The organism is Streptacidiphilus sp. MAP5-3 (assembly GCF_041262505.1).
In the GTDB taxonomy this organism is placed as follows: domain Bacteria; phylum Actinomycetota; class Actinomycetes; order Streptomycetales; family Streptomycetaceae; genus Streptacidiphilus.
In genome coordinates, this window is sequence record NZ_JBGCCL010000034.1 from 59,696 (window position 1) to 76,949 (window position 17,254).

Sequence of the window (17,254 nt, forward strand, 5' to 3'; positions counted from 1 at the left end):
TTGGCATCGGCGGGATCAGGTGCGAGGTTGCAAACCGTTGTGCTGCAGAATCCCTTGACGCGCCTGGGCGGAGGTTCTAGCGTCTGCCGCACTTCGTATATGAGATCCGATCGACTTGGATCTGTGACGCACTCTCAGGAGCCGGAACTGTGTCCGACACCCTTGCCATGCCAGACCGTGCCCGCCCAGGTACCATGCCGTCGCGGACCGAGGCGGTACTCGACGCCATCAAGCACTCGATTCTGACCGGAGAGCTGCAGCCCGGTCAGGCCCTGGTGGAGACGGAGCTCGCCGAGCGGCTGGGTGTGTCGAAGACCCCGGTCCGCGAGGCGCTGAAGACCCTGGCGGGGTCGGGTCTGGTCACGATGAGCCCGTACAAGGGCGCGGCCGTGCGCGAGGTCGACCGTGAACTGGCCCGCTGCGTCTACGACATGCGGCTGCTGCTGGAGCCCGTCGCCGCCGGTCGCACCACCGCGGTGGCCCGGGGCGACTGGGCGCAGGCCGCCCACGCGCTGGAACGGGCCGACCGGGCCGCGGACGCCGCCGACCGGTCGATGGCCAACCGGGCCTTCCACCGGGCGCTGTACGCGGGCTGTGGCAACCCGTTGCTGGTGGAGTCCCTCGACGAGTTGCGCGACCAGACCGCGCTCGTGTCCAGCGCCGCGTGGGCGCGGCAGCCGTCGTGGGAGCAGGAGGCCCACGAGCACCGCGCGATCCTGCGGGCAGCGCAGGACGGGGACGCCGACCAGGTACGCCGCCTGATGCGCGGTCATATCAGCGCGTTCATGGCGCGCAACTTTCCCGAGAACGAAGCGGAGTAGGTCCACTCATGCCCGTCGCCGTACCCGACGCCCTGATCCGACTCCGGTCCCGCCTGCAGACCGTCGTCGCGATCCCCATCACGCCCTTCCACCCCGGCGGTGCGGAAGTGGACTGGATTGCCCATGCGGCGCTGATCCGCCGACTGGTCGACCACGGCGTCGAGGTGGTCACGCCCAACGGCAACACCGGCGAGTTCTACACACTCACCTTGGACGAGACCCGTCGTGCTGTGGAATCGGCCGTCGAGGCGGTCGACGGCCGCGCGGAGGTGATGGCCGGTGTCGGACTGGACGCGGCCGGAGCCGTGGCCGCGGCCACGCACGCCCGTGCGGCAGGCTGCGGATCGCTGATGGTTCATCAGCCGGTGCATCCCTACCGGTCGGCCGAGGGCTGGGTGGCCTACCACCGGCAGGTGGCCGAGGCGGTGCCCGAGCTCGGCGTCGTCCTCTACATCCGCGATCCGCGCATCGGCGGCGAGCAGATCGCCGCCCTCGCCGACGCCTGCCCGAACGTCATCGGTGTCAAGTACGCCGTTCCCGATCCGGTGCGGTTCGCATCGGTGGCGCGCGACGCGGGGGTCACCCGCTTCGCCTGGATCGCGGGGCTGGCCGAACTGTCCGCGCCCGGCTACTGGGCGGTGGGCGCCGCCGGCTTCACCTCCGGCCTGGTCAACGTCGTGCCCCGGCTCTCGCTGGCACTGCTGGAGGCGCTGCGCGGCGGAGACTTCGACAAGGCCATGGCTGTGTGGGAGCAGGCCCGCAGCTTCGAGGAGCTGCGGGCGGCCGACTCCTCGGCCGACAACGTCAGTGTCGTCAAGGAGGCTCTGGCCCAGCTCGACCTGGCGGAACGCACCGTGCGCCCGCCGTCGCGAATACTTCCGGCCCCGCTGCGCGACCAGATCCAGGCGCTGGTCGGCCGGTGGCGGACCGAGGGGTGGTTGTGAACACCTTTACGGAGCTGGACCTGGAGCCGGAGCCGGAGCCGGGGGAGCGGGAGCCGGGTGAGCAGCCGGAGGGTCCACCACTGCGGAGCGCGGCCTGGTTCGGCACCGGAGCGACCGGCGGGAAACTGCGCGCCTTCAGCCACCGGTCCCGGATGCGACAACTGGGCTACCTGCCCGAGGAACACCTCGGCAAGCCGGTCATCGCGATCCTGAACACCTGGTCCGACATCAACCCCTGCCACATGCACCTGCGCGAGCGTGCCGAGCAGGTCAAGCGCGGCGTATGGCAGGCGGGCGGCTTCCCGCTCGAGTTCCCGGTCGCGACGCTCTCGGAGACGTTCCAGAAGCCCACCCCGATGCTCTACCGCAATCTGCTCGCGATGGAGGCGGAGGAACTGCTCCGCAGCTATCCGGTGGACGGCGCCGTGCTGATGGGTGGCTGTGACAAGACCGTCCCGGCCCTGCTCATGGGGGCCGCCAGCGCGGGACTGCCGGCGATCGTGGTGCCCGCCGGGCCGATGCTGCGCGGCCATTACCGGGGCCGGCCCCTCGGCAGCGGCACGGACCTGTGGGCCTACTGGGACGAGCACCGTGCCGGGCGCATCGGTGAGTGCGAGCTGGCCGAGGTCGAATGCGGGCTGGCCCGCTCGCCCGGCCACTGCATGACCATGGGCACGGCCTCCACCATGACCGCTGCCGCCGAGGCGCTCGGCATGGCGCTGCCCGGCGCCTCGGCCATCCCCGCGGTGGACTCCGCCCACCACCGGATGGCTGCCGCGTCCGGCGCCCGCGTCGTGGGGATGGTCCGTGAACAGCTGACCCCGGCACGGGTGATGACCCGTGCGGCGTTCGAGGACGCCGTCGCGACCGTGCTCTGCCTCGGCGGCTCCACCAACGCGCTGATCCACCTGATCGCGATGGCGGGGCGCGTCGGCGTGACGCTCTCCCTGGAGGACTTCGACGAGATCGGCTCCCGGGTCCCGGTGCTGGCGGACGTCCGCCCGGTCGGCGACCACCTGATGGAGGACTTCTACTACGCCGGTGGCCTGCCCACCCTGCTCGCGCAGCTCGCACGGGTGCCCGGCGCGCTGCACCCGGAGCGGATCACTGTCACCGGTGCGGACTTCGCCACGTACTACCAGGACACGCAGGCCCTTGAGGGCAACGCTCCGGCAGCGGGCCGCGTGATCCGCACCCCGCAGGACCCGGTCGCGAAGGAAGGCGGCGTCGCGGTGCTGCGCGGTAACCTGGCGCCCGGGGGCGCGGTGATCAAGCACCTGGCCGCCGATCCGAAGCTGCTCACCCACACTGGCCCGGCCGTGGTCTTCGACTCCTACCAGGATCTGCAGCAGCGCATCGACGACCCGGCACTCGCCGTCACGGAGAACAGCGTCCTGGTGCTGCGCGGCGCCGGCCCGCTCGGCGGCCCGGGGATGCCGGAGTACGGCATGCTGCCCATCCCGGCCTACCTGCTCGAACGCGGCGTCACGGACCTGGTGCGGATCTCGGACGCGCGGATGAGCGGCACCAGCTACGGCACCTGCGTCCTGCACGTCGCACCCGAGTCCCACGCGGGCGGCCCGCTCGCCCTGGTCCGCGACGGCGATCTGATCACCCTCGACGTTCCCGGCCGCCGGCTGCACCTGGATGTCGACGACGCGGAGCTGCGGCGACGCCGCGCCGCATGGCAGCCGCCCGAGCCGCACCACCAGCGCGGCTACGGAGCCCTCTACGCGGAGCACGTCCAACAGGCCGACGAAGGCTGCGACTTCGACTTCCTGGCCAGGCCCGGTCACAACCCCGCGCCCGACCCCCAGTAGCTCCCACGCCATCCCCACGCAAGGCCCCCGCTCACCACCTATGACCGAAGGGCTTCCACAGCCATGCCTGCAGACAACGCCGTCCACCACGCCGCCCCAAGTGACAGCAGAGGCCCCTCCCGGCGCAGCGTGCTCGGCACCCTCGCCATCGGCGCCGCTGCCGTGCCCGTGCTCGCCGCCTGCGGCGCCCCGAGTAGCGGCAGCACCGGCCAGGCCGCCCCCAGCACGCTGGCCACCAAGCCGTCCAAGCCGGTGACCTTGAACATCCTGGACGTTGCCGGAAACCTCAAGCTGACCCAGCCGATCATCGACGCCTTCAAGGCCAAGCACCCCGACGTCGTCTCCGGCATCACCACCACCACCGGTACGGCTCCCGAGCTCGCCCCCAAGGTGCAGGCCCAGCAGCAGGCCGGCAATGTGCAGATCCAGCTGGTGCTCACCGGAACCGACGGCCTCTCGGCTGGAATCAGCAAGGGCCTGTGGTACGACCTCAAGCCGTACTACGCCACCTTCTTCCCTGGTCTGATGGCCAACTACCAGGCCCCCGCCGCGTCGATGGCCACCCTCGCCCAGGACCAGGGGATCGAGCTGGTCTGGTACCCCTCCGGACCACTGCTGGAGTACGACCCGGCCAAGGTCCCTACCGTGCCCACCACCACGAACGCGCTGCTGGACTGGGCCAAGGCCAATCCCGGCAGGTTCCAGTACGCCGAGCCGCGCAACTCCGGTCCCGGCCGGACCTTCCTGATGGGCCTGCCCTACCTGCTCGGCGACAGCGACCCGACCGACCCCGTGAACGGCTGGGCCAAGACCTGGGCCTACCTGACCGAACTGAACAAGTACATCAGCACCTATCCGACCAAGACCTCGACGCTGATGACCAACCTGGCCCAGGGCACGGTCCAGGTGATCGCGTCCACCACCGGCTGGTACATCAACCCGCGCGCACTGGGAACCGTCCCGGCGTCGATGAAGGTCGCCAAGTTCGACAACCTCACCTGGGTCAGCGACGCGCAGTACGGCGTCATCCCCAAGGGCGTCTCCGACGACGAGCTGATCGCCGCCCTGCAGCTGCTGGCGTTCGTGCTCACCCCCGAGCAGCAGGCCGTCACCTACGACCAGGGCTACTTCTACCCCGGCCCGGCGGTCAAGGGCGTGACGCTCAGCCAGGCCCCGGCTTCCTCCCAGCAGGTCGTGGCCACCTACGGCGACCCGGACTTCGACACCTGGATGGCCGACAACCCGATCAAGAACTCGCTGCCCGCCACCGCCCAGGTCACCGCTTTCGACCTGTGGGACAAGAACATCGGCGCGACCAAGTGAGCACGGTGACCCACATGAGCTCCGCCCCCGCCCCCGCCCTGCCGGAACCACGCGTCGCCTCCCAGCTCGGGGAACTGCGACTGAGCGGCGTCAGCCGCGCCTATGGTGCCCACACCGCGCTGCAGCCGCTGGACCTGACCATCCGCGGCGGCGAGTTCGTCGCCCTGCTGGGCCCCTCCGGCTGCGGCAAGACCACCGCCTTGAACTGCCTGGCCGGCCTGCTCCCGCTGACCACGGGTGAGATCACTCTGGACGGCCGCCGGATCGACACCCTGCCGCCGGAGAGGCGGGGCTTCGGCATGGTCTTCCAGAACTATGCCCTCTTCCCGCACCTGACCGTGCGCGCCAACGTCGCGTTCGGCCTGAAGATGCGGGGTGTCGGCAAGGCCGAGACCACCCGCCGGGTCGACGAGGTGCTGCGCCTGGTACGGCTGACCGAGCAGGCGCACAAGCACCCCGGGCAGCTCTCCGGCGGCCAGCAGCAGCGGGTCGCGATCGCCCGTGCCATCGTCATGGAACCACCGCTGGTGCTGATGGACGAACCCCTGTCGAACCTGGACGCCGCCCTGCGACTGGAGATGCGCAGCGAGATCCGGCGTATCCACCAGGAGTTCGGACTCACCACCATCTACGTGACGCACGATCAGGAGGAGGCGCTGTCCCTGGCCGACCGTCTGGTCGTGCTCCGCGCCGGCCGGGTCAGCCAGATCGGCACCCCCGCCGAGCTGTACGAGCACCCGGCCGATCCGCACGTGGCGGCCTTCATGGGCTACCGCAACCTGCTGGAGCTGGAACTGGCCGCCACCGACCCGGCCGGGACCTTCGCCGCGGGCCGCGGTCTGCGACTGCGCGGCACCGTGGTCGGCTCGGAACGGCCCCTGGCCGGCCGGGCGGTGACGGTGGCGATCCGCCCCGAGGACCTGCGGGTCGCCGAGAACGGTGAGCAGTCGATCGCCGAGGCAGTCGCCGAGATCGTCGAGTACCACGGCCGGGTGCTGCACGTCGAGGCGGTCACCCGCAGCGGCGACCGGATCCACCTCAAGGCCTCCGGCCCGGTACGCCCCGGTGATGCCCTGGCCCTCGCGGTGGACGCCGACCGTGCCCTGATCTTTCCGCGACCGGCCGAAGCCGATCCTGGCACCGCCGCCGATGCGCCCGCCACGGGAGAACCCCGGTGACCGCGACCACGGCGGCCGCCGAGCGAACCGCGCAGCCCGCAACCGCGCTGCGCCACCGGCTGGCCGAACGCGGAGTCGACCGGACGCTGCTGCTGCTCCTGCCCGGGGCCCTCGCCGTCGTCGCCCTGTTCTGCTACCCGTTCCTGTACGGTCTGCAGCTCTCCTTCCAGCCGGCCAAGGGCGGAGTGTTCGGCGCCTACCAACAGTTCTTCGCCGACCCCTTCGCCCGCAAGTCGATCTGGGCCACCTTCTCGCTGGCCATCCCCGCCTCGCTGATCAACGTCGGTGTCTCGGTGCCGATCTCCTACCGGATGCGCCGCGAGTTCCGGGGCAAGCGGCTCATGCTGGCACTGCTGGTGGTGCCGATCACGCTCGGCACGGTCCTGACCGCCGAGGGCATCCTGGAGTTCTACGGGCCGTCCGGCTGGTTCAACCGCACTCTGCACCTGCTCGGCCTCGCGTCCTCACCGGTGCAGCTGACCATGAACTACAGCGGGGTGCTGCTCTCCCTGATCATCAGCGGGTTCCCCTTCGCCTACCTGCTGACCCACTCCTACCTCTCCGGCATCCACCCAAGCCTGGAGAAGGCCGCGGCCACCCTCGGGGCCGGCTGGTGGCAGCGGTTCCGTCACGTCACCTTCCCGCTGCTGCTGCCGGGCCTGATGACGACCTTCTGCCTCAGCTTCGTGATGGCCTTCGCCGTGTTCCCCTCCGCGATGATGGTCGGCGATCCCGACGGCAAGACCCACGTGATCTCCATCGAGGCCTACGAGGCCGCCCTGGAGCGCTTCGACTATGCGCAGGGCTGCGCCGACGCGGTGATCATGACGCTGCTCATGCTCGCCGTCATCGCCGCCGTCACCGGCCTGCGCTCCCGGCTCTACAGCGGCGCCACCGGAGGCAAGGGATGACCACCGTACTCGACCGCGCCCCCGGGCCCCGTACCGCCGAGGTGCCCCGCCGGCGCGGACCCGGACTGGCGCTGCGTCCAGGGGCCTGGCTGACCTGGGCCGTCCTCGGCTTCTTCTTCGTCAACCTGCTCGGCGTCATCGTCACCGTGCTGGTGAACTCCTTCGGCCGCAGCTGGTTCGACAGCTGGCTTCCCACCGGCTGGACCGGCACCTGGTACAGCCAGGCCTGGACGGAGTTCAACCTCGGCCAAGTCCTGGGAACCACGCTCGAGGTGACCCTGCTGGTCGTGGTGATCTCCCTGGCGCTGGCGGTGCCCGCCTCCTACGCCCTGGCCCGTCGCTCCTTCCCCGGCAAGAAGCTGCTGGTCACGCTCTTCGTGCTGCCGATCCTCGTGCCGCCGATCGCCTACGGCATCCCGCTGGCCACCGTCCTGTACAAGTTCCACCTGGCCGGCTCGGTCACCGGTGTCGTGCTGGCCAACCTGGTGCCGTCGATCCCCTTCGTCGTCTTCACCATGACGCCGTTCATCGAGCAGATCGACCCCAAGATCGAGGCCGCAGCCCGCATGTGCGGGGCCTCCACCTGGAGGGTGCTGACCCGGATTCTGACCCCACTGCTGCTGCCCGGGATGCTCGCCGCGGGAATCCTGGTGCTGGTGCGCACCTTCGGCATGTTCGAACTGACCTTCCTCACCTCCGGACCGACCAGCCAGACCCTGATCGTCGCGCTCTTCTCCGCGGTCAATTCGGCCGGCATCCGGTCCACCCAGTCCATCGACGCCATGGCCGTGATCTACACCGGTTCCATGGCGGTGCTGCTGCTCATCGCGCTGCGCTTCGTCAACCCCACCCAGCTCGTCGCCCGTTCCTCCGACTGAGAGGCCGCCACCGACATGCCCGAGCACAACGTCCCCCGGCCGAACCGCCGACAGGTCCTGCGCACCGCCATCGCGCTGGGCGGCGCGATCGGCGCAGGCGCCGCCCTGGGCGGCACCGCGTTCGCCGCCACCGCGAGCACCTCGGGGGCCCGCACCGTCCCGCTCGTCCCCAGCCGGGACCTGGGGCGCCAGGCCGACCGGGACGCCGACCGCGCCGCCGACCGGATCGTCGACGGCATCCGCCGGCCCCGCATCCCGCGCCGGAACTTCCCGATCACCGACTTCGGCGCGGTCGCCGACGGCACCACCGACAACACCGCCGCCATCGCGGCTGCCGTCGCCGCGGCCACCGCCCGGGGCGGAGGCCGGGTGACCGTACCCGCAGGGACCTTCGCCACCGGCCCCATCCACCTGCGCTCCCGCATCGAACTGCACCTCCAGGCCGGAGCGACGCTGCTCTTCTCGACCGACCCGGCGTCCTACCTGCCCACCGTCTTCAGCCGCTGGCAGGGCATCGAGCTGATGAACTACTCACCGCTCGTCTACGCCTTCGAGCAGACCGACATCGCGATCACCGGCGAGGGAGTTCTGGACGGACAGGCCTCCACCGCCAACTGGTGGGCCTGGAAGGGCATCGACGGCACCGACTTCACCGCCTTCGAAGCCGCCGTCAACGCCGGACTGCCCGTCTCCCAGCGCGACGGGACCCAGTACCACTTCCGCCCCTGCTTCGTGGAGCCCTACCGCTGCGAACGGGTCCTCATCGAGGGAGTCACCTTCCGCAACTCCCCGTTCTGGCACCTGCACCCCACCCTGAGCAAGGACGTCACCGTGCGCGGCGTCACCGTGGACTCCACCGGGCCGAACACCGACGGTTGCGACCCCGAGTGCTGCGACGGCGTGCTCATCGACTCGGTCTCCTTCAACTGCGGTGACGACTGCATCGCGGTCAAGTCCGGCCGCGACACGGACGGCCGGCGCGTCAACGTGCCCAGCCAGAACATCGTCATCCAGAACAGCACCTTCGCCAACGGGCACGGCGGCGTCACCATCGGCAGCGAGATGACCGGCGGGGTCCGCAACGTCTACGCCCGCGACCTGACCATGACCAGCACCGGACTCCAGTCCGGGCACCGGCTCAAGACCAACTCGGTACGCGGCGGGTTCATCGAGGGCACCCATGTCCAGCGCGTGAACGTCACCGCGATCGGCGGACCGCTGCTGCTGATCGACTACAACTACGGCGAGGGCAACACCGGCCAGTACCCGCCCCAGGTGACCGACATCAACCTCCGCCACTGGACCGTCACCGCCGCCACCCAGGGCTGGAACGTCGCCGGCTACGCCACCGACCCGGTCGGCACCGTCCGCCTCAGCGACATCTCCGTCGCGGGCCCGCTGGCCCAGCCCAACGTGGCCGTCAACGTCACCGAACTCGACCTCACCGACGTGACCGTCAACGGAGTTCCCCAGTGACCGTGGCCCCACCACCACACGACCCGGCGCCCGGGAGGAGCGTGCTGCTCACGGGCGCCGCCGGGGGAGTGGGCGGCTTCCTCCGCCAGGGACTGCCCGCCCTCGGCTGGCGGCTGCGCTGCCTCGACCTGCGAACCCCGGGCGGTGTGGACGGTGACGGCCCGGACGACGGCCTGGAGTGGATCACCGGCGACATCACCGACCCGGGCCTCCTGGCCGAGGCGATGGACGCCGTGGACGCGGTGGTCCATCTCGCCGGGATTCCCGGGGAGACCGACTTCCTGACGCTGCTGCACACCAACATCGACGGCAGCTACCAGGTGTTCGAGGCCGCCCGCCGGGCCGGGGTACGCCGGGTCGTCTACGCCAGCAGCAACCACGCCGTGGGCCGGCACCGTGCCGGACCGGTCCTGGACGGCGCCGCCCGGGTCCGGCCCGACTCCCTCTACGGAGTGACGAAGGCCTTCGGCGAGGCGCTCGGCTCCTACTATGCCGACCGCTACGGCATGGCGGTGGCCTGCGTGCGGATCGGCAGCTGCTTCGAGCGCCCCACCACGCTGCGCCACCTGGCCACCTGGCTCAGCCCCGGCGACGCCGTCCGCCTCGTCGACGCCCTCCTGGGCGCCCCCGGCCTGCGCTACGCCACCGTCAACGGCGTCTCCGCCAACACCCGCGGCTGGTGGGAACTGGACAGCGCGCGAGCCCTCGGCTACCGGCCCGCCGACGATGCCGAGGAGTACGCCAAGGAGCTCCTGGTGACGCACGGAGAGCTCGCGCCCGACGATCCCGACGCGGTGTTCGTCGGCGGCTCGCTGGCGGTGGGCCTTTGACCGCGCGCCAGCACTCCGAGACGCCGAGATCCACAAGCCCGCAGCACCGTCGGTTGCCCGCCGTATGTGGCTGGCGGCAGGCGCATTGACCGCGGCGGCTGCCACCGTCGCCGCGGTCGCGCTGACCACTTCCCCCGGCGGCGGCAACGGCCCCGGCGGGAGCACCACCGCCCTGATGGCCGTCGGCGAGCCCCTCGCGGGTTCGTATCGGCAGGCGGTGGAGCTGCTGGACAGCATCACCGACACGGCCTACAGGCCACAGCGGCACCGCGCCGCGCAGCGACCATTTCGACTGTCTTGCTCCGACTCAGTGGCAGCTCTGGCTGTCGGTGGACGCCAGCAAGGCGGGCCTGTTGGAGGCTCCGGATGCCACTGCGCCCCACCAGTCGCTTGACCCCGTCACCCAGCCGAGCATTCAGACCCCCACCTACGCCTACTTGGCCACGCTGCCGGCCGACCCGCACGAGCTGGTATAGGTCATCTACGCCCAGACCAAGGGCAACGGACACGACCCCGACGACGAGGCCTTCGTCGCCATCGGCGACGCGTTGGGCGGGACGACGGCTCCGGCGGCGAGCGCCGCCTTCTACTGGGCTGCGTCGCTGATCCCCGGCACGGAACTGGTGCCGAACGCCGTGGACACGCTGGGCCGCAAGGGCGTGGGCATCACGCGTCAGGACAGCTTCGGGGTGTGCACCGAGTGGATCTTCGATGCGAAGACCCACTCGTTCCAGCGCCACGGCGCAGAGTCCAGCGGAGCCAGTCGCAAGCAGCCGCCCGGGCCACCTCGCGGCTCCGCGTCGACGGTCGCGAACCGGTGGCCTGGACCGGGAGGAGGTTCTGCCTTGTCGTCAGCTCGCTCAAATCGGCCCGATCCCGGCAACTCTGCGGGGACAGCGGCCAACAGGCCCTCGACGACAAAGGTCTCCCCGCCGGCTTCGGCGGGGAGACCGTCGTTACCGGTCCGACTTCTTGGCACCGTTGCTCAGCCGCTGGAGTTGCTGGAGCAGGGCGTGGACCTGACCGACCGCCGGGAGTGGTGGCCGTGCGACGGCCGGCGCCGTGGGTGCTGGACCAGGACGGCCAGGTCCTGCGCATCTCTCACGCCGCCAGTCGGCCATCTCCTGGCTTTGCAGGTGCAGAGCAGGGTGTCGGCGGGGACGGTGCCCGTGCCGAAGACCATCTGCACGCCCGGCATGTCAGTGATGCTCGAGCCGCCGACAGCGATCCAGTAGACCGTGAGAAGGCGTCCGGCGCGGATGAGCAGGTTGTGGGCGTGCTCGGCGTCGCACGAGCGCCCGGGGCGGTCGCCCTTCTCCCTGCCCGCGCCGCCGGCCGGCGTGGGTGGTTCCACGGTGTGGGCCGGCCGCCGTGCCGGTGTCCGGCACAATACGCAGCATGGCTGCACCTGATCTTTTGCTGGAGCCCGTGGAGATCGTCACCGGCCGCTATCGGCTCCGTCCGCCTTCACTGCGCGAGGCCGGGGAGGTGCTGGCGATGGCGCAGGACCCCGAGATCCGGCTGTGGAACGGGTTGACCCGGGTCAGCGACGAGGAGAGCGCGCGGGCCTGGTGTGAACGCTGGTCCGGCTGGAACAGCGGGGCCTCGGCGCAGTGGGGCGTTTTCGATGCTGCCGAGCGCACGTTGCTCGCGACGGTATCGCTGTCCGAGATCGATGTGCGCAACTCCTGCGCCGAGATCGGCTACCGGGTCGCGCCCTGGGCCCGCGGCCAGGGGGTCGCCACCACGGCGCTGATCTCGGTCGCCGACTGGGCGTTCGGGACACTCGGGCTGACGAGGCTGCAAGTGCTGCACGGGCGGGAGAACCACGCCTCCTGCCGGGTCGCGGTGAAGGCCGGTTTCGTGCTGGAGGGCGAGCTGCGTTCCTCGTACCGGTATGGGGACGGTGAGCTGCACGATGAGCACCTGCACGCACGACTCGCGGGTGATCCCGTCGCGGGCTAGGCCCTGTCGTCAAACTCCCGCCGGGCCCGGCTCGCCTGGTACGGCCTCCCCCAGCCTTCGGCCGGGGGGCCCCACGCTGCGTTGTCGCATCGCCCAAGTACGGCCCAGTACGAGGGCGACCCTCCGCCTTGCAGCTGGCCGCACCAGACAACCCGGGCTGATCCGACGCGAGTTTGACGACAGGGCCTAGCCCTGCGGCGGGCGGCCTGGAGCGTCGAGCAACGGGGTGGCGACCTCATCCATGCGGTCCATGACGGGGACGGGGATCACGGGGTTTCGTGCGGTGATCTCTGCGCTGTGCATATCGAGCAGGAGAGTCACCGACTCGTCGGACGGCATGACCGGGTTCGCTCCAGCGCGTCTCCCCGGTCAGAGCCCGGCCGACCATGAACCACCCATGGTGAGTTTGCCGCACGGGGGTGTCTGTCCCGGCCTGGGCAGCCGGGAAGGAGGCCCGCCAAAGTCAGCAAGCGGTGTCCTTCTAAATGGTGATCCTTGGTGGGCTGTATGCGGGACCGGGTACCTGATGGCGCATCAGTCCGCAGATGCGGGCCGGTGACTTTGGGCGTCTGCAGCAGATGTGAGGTGTCGTGATGAGAGCCGTGAAGCGAGCTGTCCTGGCCGGCCTGCTGGCTACGACTCTGGCGGCGGTGCCGAGCGGAGCCGCGGCCGAGGGTTCCGTGGTGGGGCGGGCGGGGCACACGTCGTGGTTCGTGCCGGGTTCGTGCCCGTCCACGCTTCCGCACGGTGTAAGGGCCAGCTGCGGATACCTGGTGGTGCCGCAGGACCGGACCCGGCTTGACGGGCGAAAGCTTCGACTGGCCGTCGCGATCGTCCCCTCCCAGTCTCCGGGGCCGCACGGGGACCCGATCGTGTTCCTGCCCGGGGGCCCGGGGCAGGACGCCGTCAGCGACATTCCGCTGCTCACCGAGACCGGTCTGAACCGGGACCGCGATCTCGTCGTCATGTCGCAGCGCGGGACGCTGTCCTCGCCACCCGCCTTGACTTGCCCCGAGATCGACCGGTTCTACCAGCAGCGGATCGGGCTGCGCTATGACGCGCCCTCCACCGGCCGCCTGTACGTGGAGGCGGTGTCCGCCTGCCGCGACCGGCTGGCCGCCGAGGGCGTTGACCTCGCGGCGTACAACTCTTCGGAGAGTGCGGCCGACCTGGCGGACCTGCGGACGGCACTCGGCATCCGGGAATGGAACGTGTTCTCCCACTCCTACGGAACCGAGCTGGCGTTGACCTACATGCGCCGGTTCCCGCAGGGGATCCGCTCGGTGACGCTGGACGGGGTGGTGCCGCCATCGGTGGCGACGCCCGGCTGGACCTGGAGCAGCGTCAAGGAGTCGTTCGACAACATGACCGGTGCGTGCGCGGCGCAGCCCGCCTGCCGCCGTCGCTACCCGCAGCTCGCGGCCGTGTTCACCGACCTGGTGAGCCGGTTGGAGGCCCACCCGGTCACCACGCGGGTGACCGTGCCGGGGGTGGTCGGGCCGGCGAGGGTGGCCCTGGACGGCGGAGCACTGGTGAACTGGATGATCCGGGCCAGCCACACTCCCGCCGACTTCCCGCTGGCCGTGGACGAGCTGGCGCACGGCGACCCGCGACTGGTCGCCGAGCAGTGGGCGAGCACCCGCCTGCCCGGCCGCGAGGGAATCTTCGCCCACGGCCTGTCCCTGAGCGTGTGGTGCAGCGAGTGGGTCCCCTTCGAGACCGCGCGCGAGCAGCTGACGGCCGGCCTGAGGGCCTTCCCGACTTTCCCCACGTCCGTCCTGGCCCAAGCGCCGCAGCTGGCGTTCCTGCGCCAGGCCTGCCGGGCCTGGGACGTCCCCGCGGCGGACCCGTCCATCCGCGCGGTCACCTGGAGCACGATCCCGACCCTGGCCATCTCCGGGAGCTTCGACGCGCAGACGGGCGCGGTCTGGGGGCGCTACGCGGCGCTGACACTGCGGAACTCGACCGTGGTGACGCTCGCCGGCGTCGCGCACGGCGTGATCTTCAACCCCTGCGGCTCACACGTGATCACCTCCTTCTACGACCGCCCCGAAGCCCCCGATACCCGTTGCGTGGCCTCGGTGCGGCCCGTGCGGTTCATCATCGGACCGAGGTGAACGAGGTGACGCCGACGGCCTTGGACCAGGCCGAACACACCGCTGACGCCGCCGCCTTCGCCGCTCCCACGAGCCTGGACGCCCCCGCGGCCACCGTGCCCGGCGCCTCCCGCCCGCTCTCGCGCCGCAACCTGCTCACCGTCGCCGCTGGAGGCGCGGCCCTGTCACTCACACCGGCACCGGCCCGCGCCGCCGTCCGACGGTCCATCGGCACCGGGGACAGCGCGTTCTCCTCGCTGCTGCGCGAGCTCGACGCCAGGATCGAGGCCGCCATGGCGGCCTACGCGATCCCGGGGGCGGCGGTGGGCGTGCTTCTGGGGGACCGCGAATACGTCCGGGGTTACGGCGTCACCAACGTCGACCACCCCGTGCCCGTCGACGCGGACACGCTCTTCCGGGTCGGCTCGACCACGAAGACCTTCACCGGCACGGCTGTGATGCGACTGGTCGAACGCGGCACGATCGACCTCGACGCGCCCGTCCGCCGGTACCTGCCCGAGTTCGCGGTGGCCGACCGCAGCGCCTCCCGTAAGGTGACGCTACGTCAACTCCTGGGCCACAGCTCCGGCTGGCTCGGCGACGACTACCAGGACTTCGGCCGCGGCGACAACGCCGTCGCCCGCTTCGTGGACTCCATGACCCGCCTGCCCCAACTCACTGCGGTAGGCCGGACGTTCGCCTACAACAATGCGGGGCTCTGCGTCGCCGGCCGCATCCTGGAGGTCGCCACCCGCCTCACCTACGAAGGCGCGGTACGCCGCCTGCTCCTTGACCCGCTCGACCTGCGGCACAGCCACTTCTTCAGCGACGAGATCATCGGCCTCAACGTCGCCGCCCCGCACGACGTCGTCAACGGCAAAGCGGTGGTGGAGCCTTCCTTCTGGCCTCAACCGCGCAGTCTCACGCCGACCGGCGGCCTGATCTCCAGCGTGCGCGACCAGCTCGACTGGGCCCGCTTCCACCTCGGCGACGGCACGACCCGCAACGGCACGAGGCTGCTGAGCAGAGCGGCGCTGACCGAGATGCGCTCGCGGCCGGGGCCCGGCGGCACGCTCGTGGTGGAACTCGACGGGATGGGCATCACCTGGATGCTGCGGCCCACGGCCCAAGGACCTCGGATCGTGCAGCACGGAGGCACCTGGCCGGGCCAGATCTCCGGCTTCCTGATGGTGCCGGGCCGTGGCTTCGCGCTCACTTTGCTCACCAACTCGGTCGGCGGCTCGCGCCTGCGCGACGAGCTCTTCACCGACGACTGGGCGCTGCGGCGATTCGCCCAGGTCAGCAACCTTCCCGCCGAACCGCGACAGCTGAGCGCCGCAGAACTGGCGCCCTACGAGGGCCACTACCTGAGCAGGCGGATCAACGAGGCCGGCACGTGGGAGGACGCCCACGTCGAGTTCCGCGCCCACCAGGGCCGCCTGCAGGGAACCCTGACCACCCAGGGCGAGACCAGCGAACTGGGTGTGGCCTTCTACCGCCCCGACTTCGGACTCGACCTCGACACTTCCGGCCGGCCGATCGGCACCCGCTGTGACTTCGTGCGTGGACCCGGGGGCCAGGTCTGGTGGTGGCGCAACCACGGACGGCTCCACCGCCGCACCGACCAGCCGACGCCCTGACCCACCACAAGCAGCCGGGCAGCGCCCGGACGCGACCCGGACACGACGGTGCGCTCCACCCGAAATCTCGCGCGGGGCGCACTGCGGGCGAGCCCGTGCTGCGACGTGCCGTGGAGGCGGATCCGGAGGCCCCGTGCGAGGTGTGGCGTGGCTGTTGGTGTGAGTCGGTTGGTTGCCGCGGACAGCAGCCAACGCGCAGGCTGGGATGGCACCGCTGCTGAGAGGTCGTCCGAGGGAGCTTGTTCATGGCCAAGATGACCAGTGGCTCGGCGCGACGTTGGCCGCCGGGCATGACCACCGTCGACAAGCACGACATCCAGCACATTCGCCCCAGCGACCGCAACAAGCTGCGTAAAGAGGGCTTCACCTGGTCGGAGATCAAGAAGATCGACGACGCTGTCGGCAAAGGCGAACGCACCCTCGTCCTGAAGTCTTCACATCGAGAGGTCACTTCGACCCTGTCTCCGCGATGGCGATGAGCCCCACCTCGGGCCAGGCGGGTTTCACCGCCCGGACCGGACACGAGGTCGCGGGGCAGGTCGTCGGCGACCGTGCTCCCGCCGTGGCGCAGGCATGGGAGTCGCTCCAGCAGATCCGGCGTCTGATGCAGCCCGAGCACCCAGACCTCCCTGCCCCGTGGGAGCGAGCGCGCCCGCTCCAAGCGGTCGGCCTGGCGCTGGAAGCCGCCGGCGCCGCGTTCTGCGCCCTCGACGGCCAGGGCGCCGTCGTTGAGGACGGTCTGCAGATCAGCGTTGAGCGCCCCGGCGTGCTTCGGGTGGTGTGGCAGCACCGCCGCGGCCACCGCCCCGTCGACGCCGGCGAAGCGCATCTCGGGGAAGCAGCCCGGGTCCTCGGCGAGGCCGGGTGGGACGCGCTGGTCTACCGGGCCGGACGGCAGCGCTTTCTGCTTGTCGAGGCCGGTCGGTAGCCCTGTCCTGCGGAACTGCTTGGGCCCGTTGCCCGGCCGGCGCGCCTGTCCGGGCAACGTGGCGCTGATCAGGACGCCCGACGACGCGGGCTTCACCACCAGAAGCGGGTGGGAGCGCCGAGCCGTGGGCCACGGCGAGCACCAGCACTGGCACATGGTGCAGGGGCAGTAGGGGTCCTGACATTCGGCCTCCCGCGACCGGCGCCGAGGAGGCCGGCGTCGTCCAGCAGCGCGGCGATTGGAGTGGTGGGGGTCTCCGGGCATTGCTGGCGAGGTGAATGGCGGTGGCCGGAGACGGGGGAGTCCCATCTCCGGCCACTGTTCGCGTCTGCGGTGCGAACGCTGAGGGGCGGAACCTCTCAAGAGGCTGCTACAGATAGGCCTGGGCCGGCTCCTTCTCAGCAGCGGCTGCGCCGTCGGTGGGAGCGCTGTTCGAGGCGGCCA

Annotated in this window: 15 protein-coding genes; 14 read left to right on the forward strand and 1 reads right to left on the reverse strand. The window is 70.8% G+C overall.

All coding sequences use genetic code 11. The annotated features are described in order from the left end of the window. The first annotated feature begins 194 nt into the window (after positions 1 to 194). The 9 genes from ABH928_RS32150 to ABH928_RS32190 all read left to right on the forward strand — a co-directional run bounded on the left by ABH928_RS32150 (position 195) and on the right by ABH928_RS32190 (position 10,181). Positions 195 to 821, forward strand: coding sequence for a GntR family transcriptional regulator (locus ABH928_RS32150; protein WP_370072201.1), 627 nt, complete (start codon positions 195 to 197; stop codon positions 819 to 821). Positions 822 to 829: 8 nt separating this feature from the next. Then, positions 830 to 1,765 carry a dihydrodipicolinate synthase family protein gene (locus ABH928_RS32155; protein WP_370072202.1) on the forward strand — a complete coding sequence of 312 codons (936 nt, stop codon included), beginning with the start codon at positions 830 to 832 and terminating at the stop codon, positions 1,763 to 1,765. A gap of 20 nt (positions 1,766 to 1,785) precedes the next feature. After that, on the forward strand, positions 1,786 to 3,585 hold the full coding sequence (gene araD / locus ABH928_RS32160; RefSeq protein WP_370072218.1) for an L-arabinonate dehydratase: 1,800 nt from the start codon (positions 1,786 to 1,788) through the stop codon (positions 3,583 to 3,585). A 63-nt stretch (positions 3,586 to 3,648) separates the two neighbouring features. Further along, on the forward strand, positions 3,649 to 4,908 hold the full coding sequence (locus ABH928_RS32165; protein WP_370072203.1) for an extracellular solute-binding protein: 1,260 nt from the start codon (positions 3,649 to 3,651) through the stop codon (positions 4,906 to 4,908). A 14-nt stretch (positions 4,909 to 4,922) separates the two neighbouring features. Continuing rightward, complete coding sequence (locus tag ABH928_RS32170; protein ID WP_370072204.1) at positions 4,923 to 6,086, forward strand: ABC transporter ATP-binding protein; 1,164 nt, start codon at positions 4,923 to 4,925, stop codon at positions 6,084 to 6,086. Continuing rightward, positions 6,083 to 6,997 carry an ABC transporter permease gene (locus ABH928_RS32175; protein WP_370072205.1) on the forward strand — a complete coding sequence of 305 codons (915 nt, stop codon included), beginning with the start codon at positions 6,083 to 6,085 and terminating at the stop codon, positions 6,995 to 6,997. The genes ABH928_RS32170 and ABH928_RS32175 overlap by 4 nt, the downstream gene beginning before the upstream one ends. Next, complete coding sequence (locus ABH928_RS32180) at positions 6,994 to 7,875, forward strand: ABC transporter permease (protein ID WP_370072206.1); 882 nt, start codon at positions 6,994 to 6,996, stop codon at positions 7,873 to 7,875. Before ABH928_RS32175 ends, ABH928_RS32180 begins: the two co-directional genes overlap by 4 nt. A 15-nt stretch (positions 7,876 to 7,890) precedes the next feature. Further along, positions 7,891 to 9,351: a glycoside hydrolase family 28 protein gene (locus ABH928_RS32185; protein ID WP_370072207.1), complete on the forward strand. Its 1,461-nt coding sequence runs from the start codon at positions 7,891 to 7,893 to the stop codon at positions 9,349 to 9,351. A gap of 41 nt (positions 9,352 to 9,392) precedes the next feature. Next, positions 9,393 to 10,181, forward strand: coding sequence for an NAD-dependent epimerase/dehydratase family protein (locus ABH928_RS32190; RefSeq protein WP_370072208.1), 789 nt, complete (start codon positions 9,393 to 9,395; stop codon positions 10,179 to 10,181). A 985-nt stretch (positions 10,182 to 11,166) separates the two neighbouring features. On the opposite strand, the gene ABH928_RS32195 is transcribed toward ABH928_RS32190, so the two are convergent. Further along, positions 11,167 to 11,535 carry a hypothetical protein gene (locus tag ABH928_RS32195; RefSeq protein WP_370072209.1) on the reverse strand — a complete coding sequence of 123 codons (369 nt, stop codon included), beginning with the start codon at positions 11,533 to 11,535 and terminating at the stop codon, positions 11,167 to 11,169. Between the two features lie 44 nt (positions 11,536 to 11,579). Between ABH928_RS32195 and ABH928_RS32200 the strand changes: the two genes are divergently transcribed. The 5 genes from ABH928_RS32200 (at position 11,580) to ABH928_RS32220 (ending at position 16,810) form a co-directional block, all read left to right on the forward strand. Beyond that, positions 11,580 to 12,146 carry a GNAT family N-acetyltransferase gene (locus tag ABH928_RS32200; protein ID WP_370072210.1) on the forward strand — a complete coding sequence of 189 codons (567 nt, stop codon included), beginning with the start codon at positions 11,580 to 11,582 and terminating at the stop codon, positions 12,144 to 12,146. Between the two features lie 593 nt (positions 12,147 to 12,739). Next, positions 12,740 to 14,263, forward strand: a complete 1,524-nt coding sequence (locus ABH928_RS32205; protein ID WP_370072211.1) for an alpha/beta fold hydrolase — start codon at positions 12,740 to 12,742, stop codon at positions 14,261 to 14,263. 5 nt (positions 14,264 to 14,268) lie between these two features. Next, positions 14,269 to 15,882, forward strand: a complete 1,614-nt coding sequence (locus ABH928_RS32210) for a serine hydrolase domain-containing protein (protein WP_370072212.1) — start codon at positions 14,269 to 14,271, stop codon at positions 15,880 to 15,882. Positions 15,883 to 16,127: 245 nt separating this feature from the next. Next, positions 16,128 to 16,361 (forward strand): hypothetical protein, encoded by a 234-nt coding sequence (locus tag ABH928_RS32215; protein ID WP_370072213.1) that lies wholly within the window; start codon positions 16,128 to 16,130, stop codon positions 16,359 to 16,361. Beyond that, positions 16,352 to 16,810 carry a hypothetical protein gene (locus tag ABH928_RS32220; protein ID WP_370072214.1) on the forward strand — a complete coding sequence of 153 codons (459 nt, stop codon included), beginning with the start codon at positions 16,352 to 16,354 and terminating at the stop codon, positions 16,808 to 16,810. Before ABH928_RS32215 ends, ABH928_RS32220 begins: the two co-directional genes overlap by 10 nt. The last annotated feature ends 444 nt before the right edge of the window (positions 16,811 to 17,254 follow it).

Coding starts and splice junctions, on each gene's coding strand:
- ABH928_RS32170 (WP_370072204.1), top strand. CDS start 4,923: ATGAGCTCCGCCCCCGCCCCCGCCCTGCCGGAACCACGCGTCGCCTCC.
- ABH928_RS32200 (WP_370072210.1), top strand. CDS start 11,580: ATGGCTGCACCTGATCTTTTGCTGGAGCCCGTGGAGATCGTCACCGGC.
- ABH928_RS32155 (WP_370072202.1), top strand. CDS start 830: ATGCCCGTCGCCGTACCCGACGCCCTGATCCGACTCCGGTCCCGCCTG.
- ABH928_RS32205 (WP_370072211.1), top strand. CDS start 12,740: ATGAGAGCCGTGAAGCGAGCTGTCCTGGCCGGCCTGCTGGCTACGACT.
- ABH928_RS32150 (WP_370072201.1), top strand. CDS start 195: ATGCCGTCGCGGACCGAGGCGGTACTCGACGCCATCAAGCACTCGATT.
- ABH928_RS32220 (WP_370072214.1), top strand. CDS start 16,352: ATGGCGATGAGCCCCACCTCGGGCCAGGCGGGTTTCACCGCCCGGACC.
- ABH928_RS32180 (WP_370072206.1), top strand. CDS start 6,994: ATGACCACCGTACTCGACCGCGCCCCCGGGCCCCGTACCGCCGAGGTG.
- ABH928_RS32215 (WP_370072213.1), top strand. CDS start 16,128: ATGGCCAAGATGACCAGTGGCTCGGCGCGACGTTGGCCGCCGGGCATG.
- ABH928_RS32185 (WP_370072207.1), top strand. CDS start 7,891: ATGCCCGAGCACAACGTCCCCCGGCCGAACCGCCGACAGGTCCTGCGC.
- ABH928_RS32165 (WP_370072203.1), top strand. CDS start 3,649: ATGCCTGCAGACAACGCCGTCCACCACGCCGCCCCAAGTGACAGCAGA.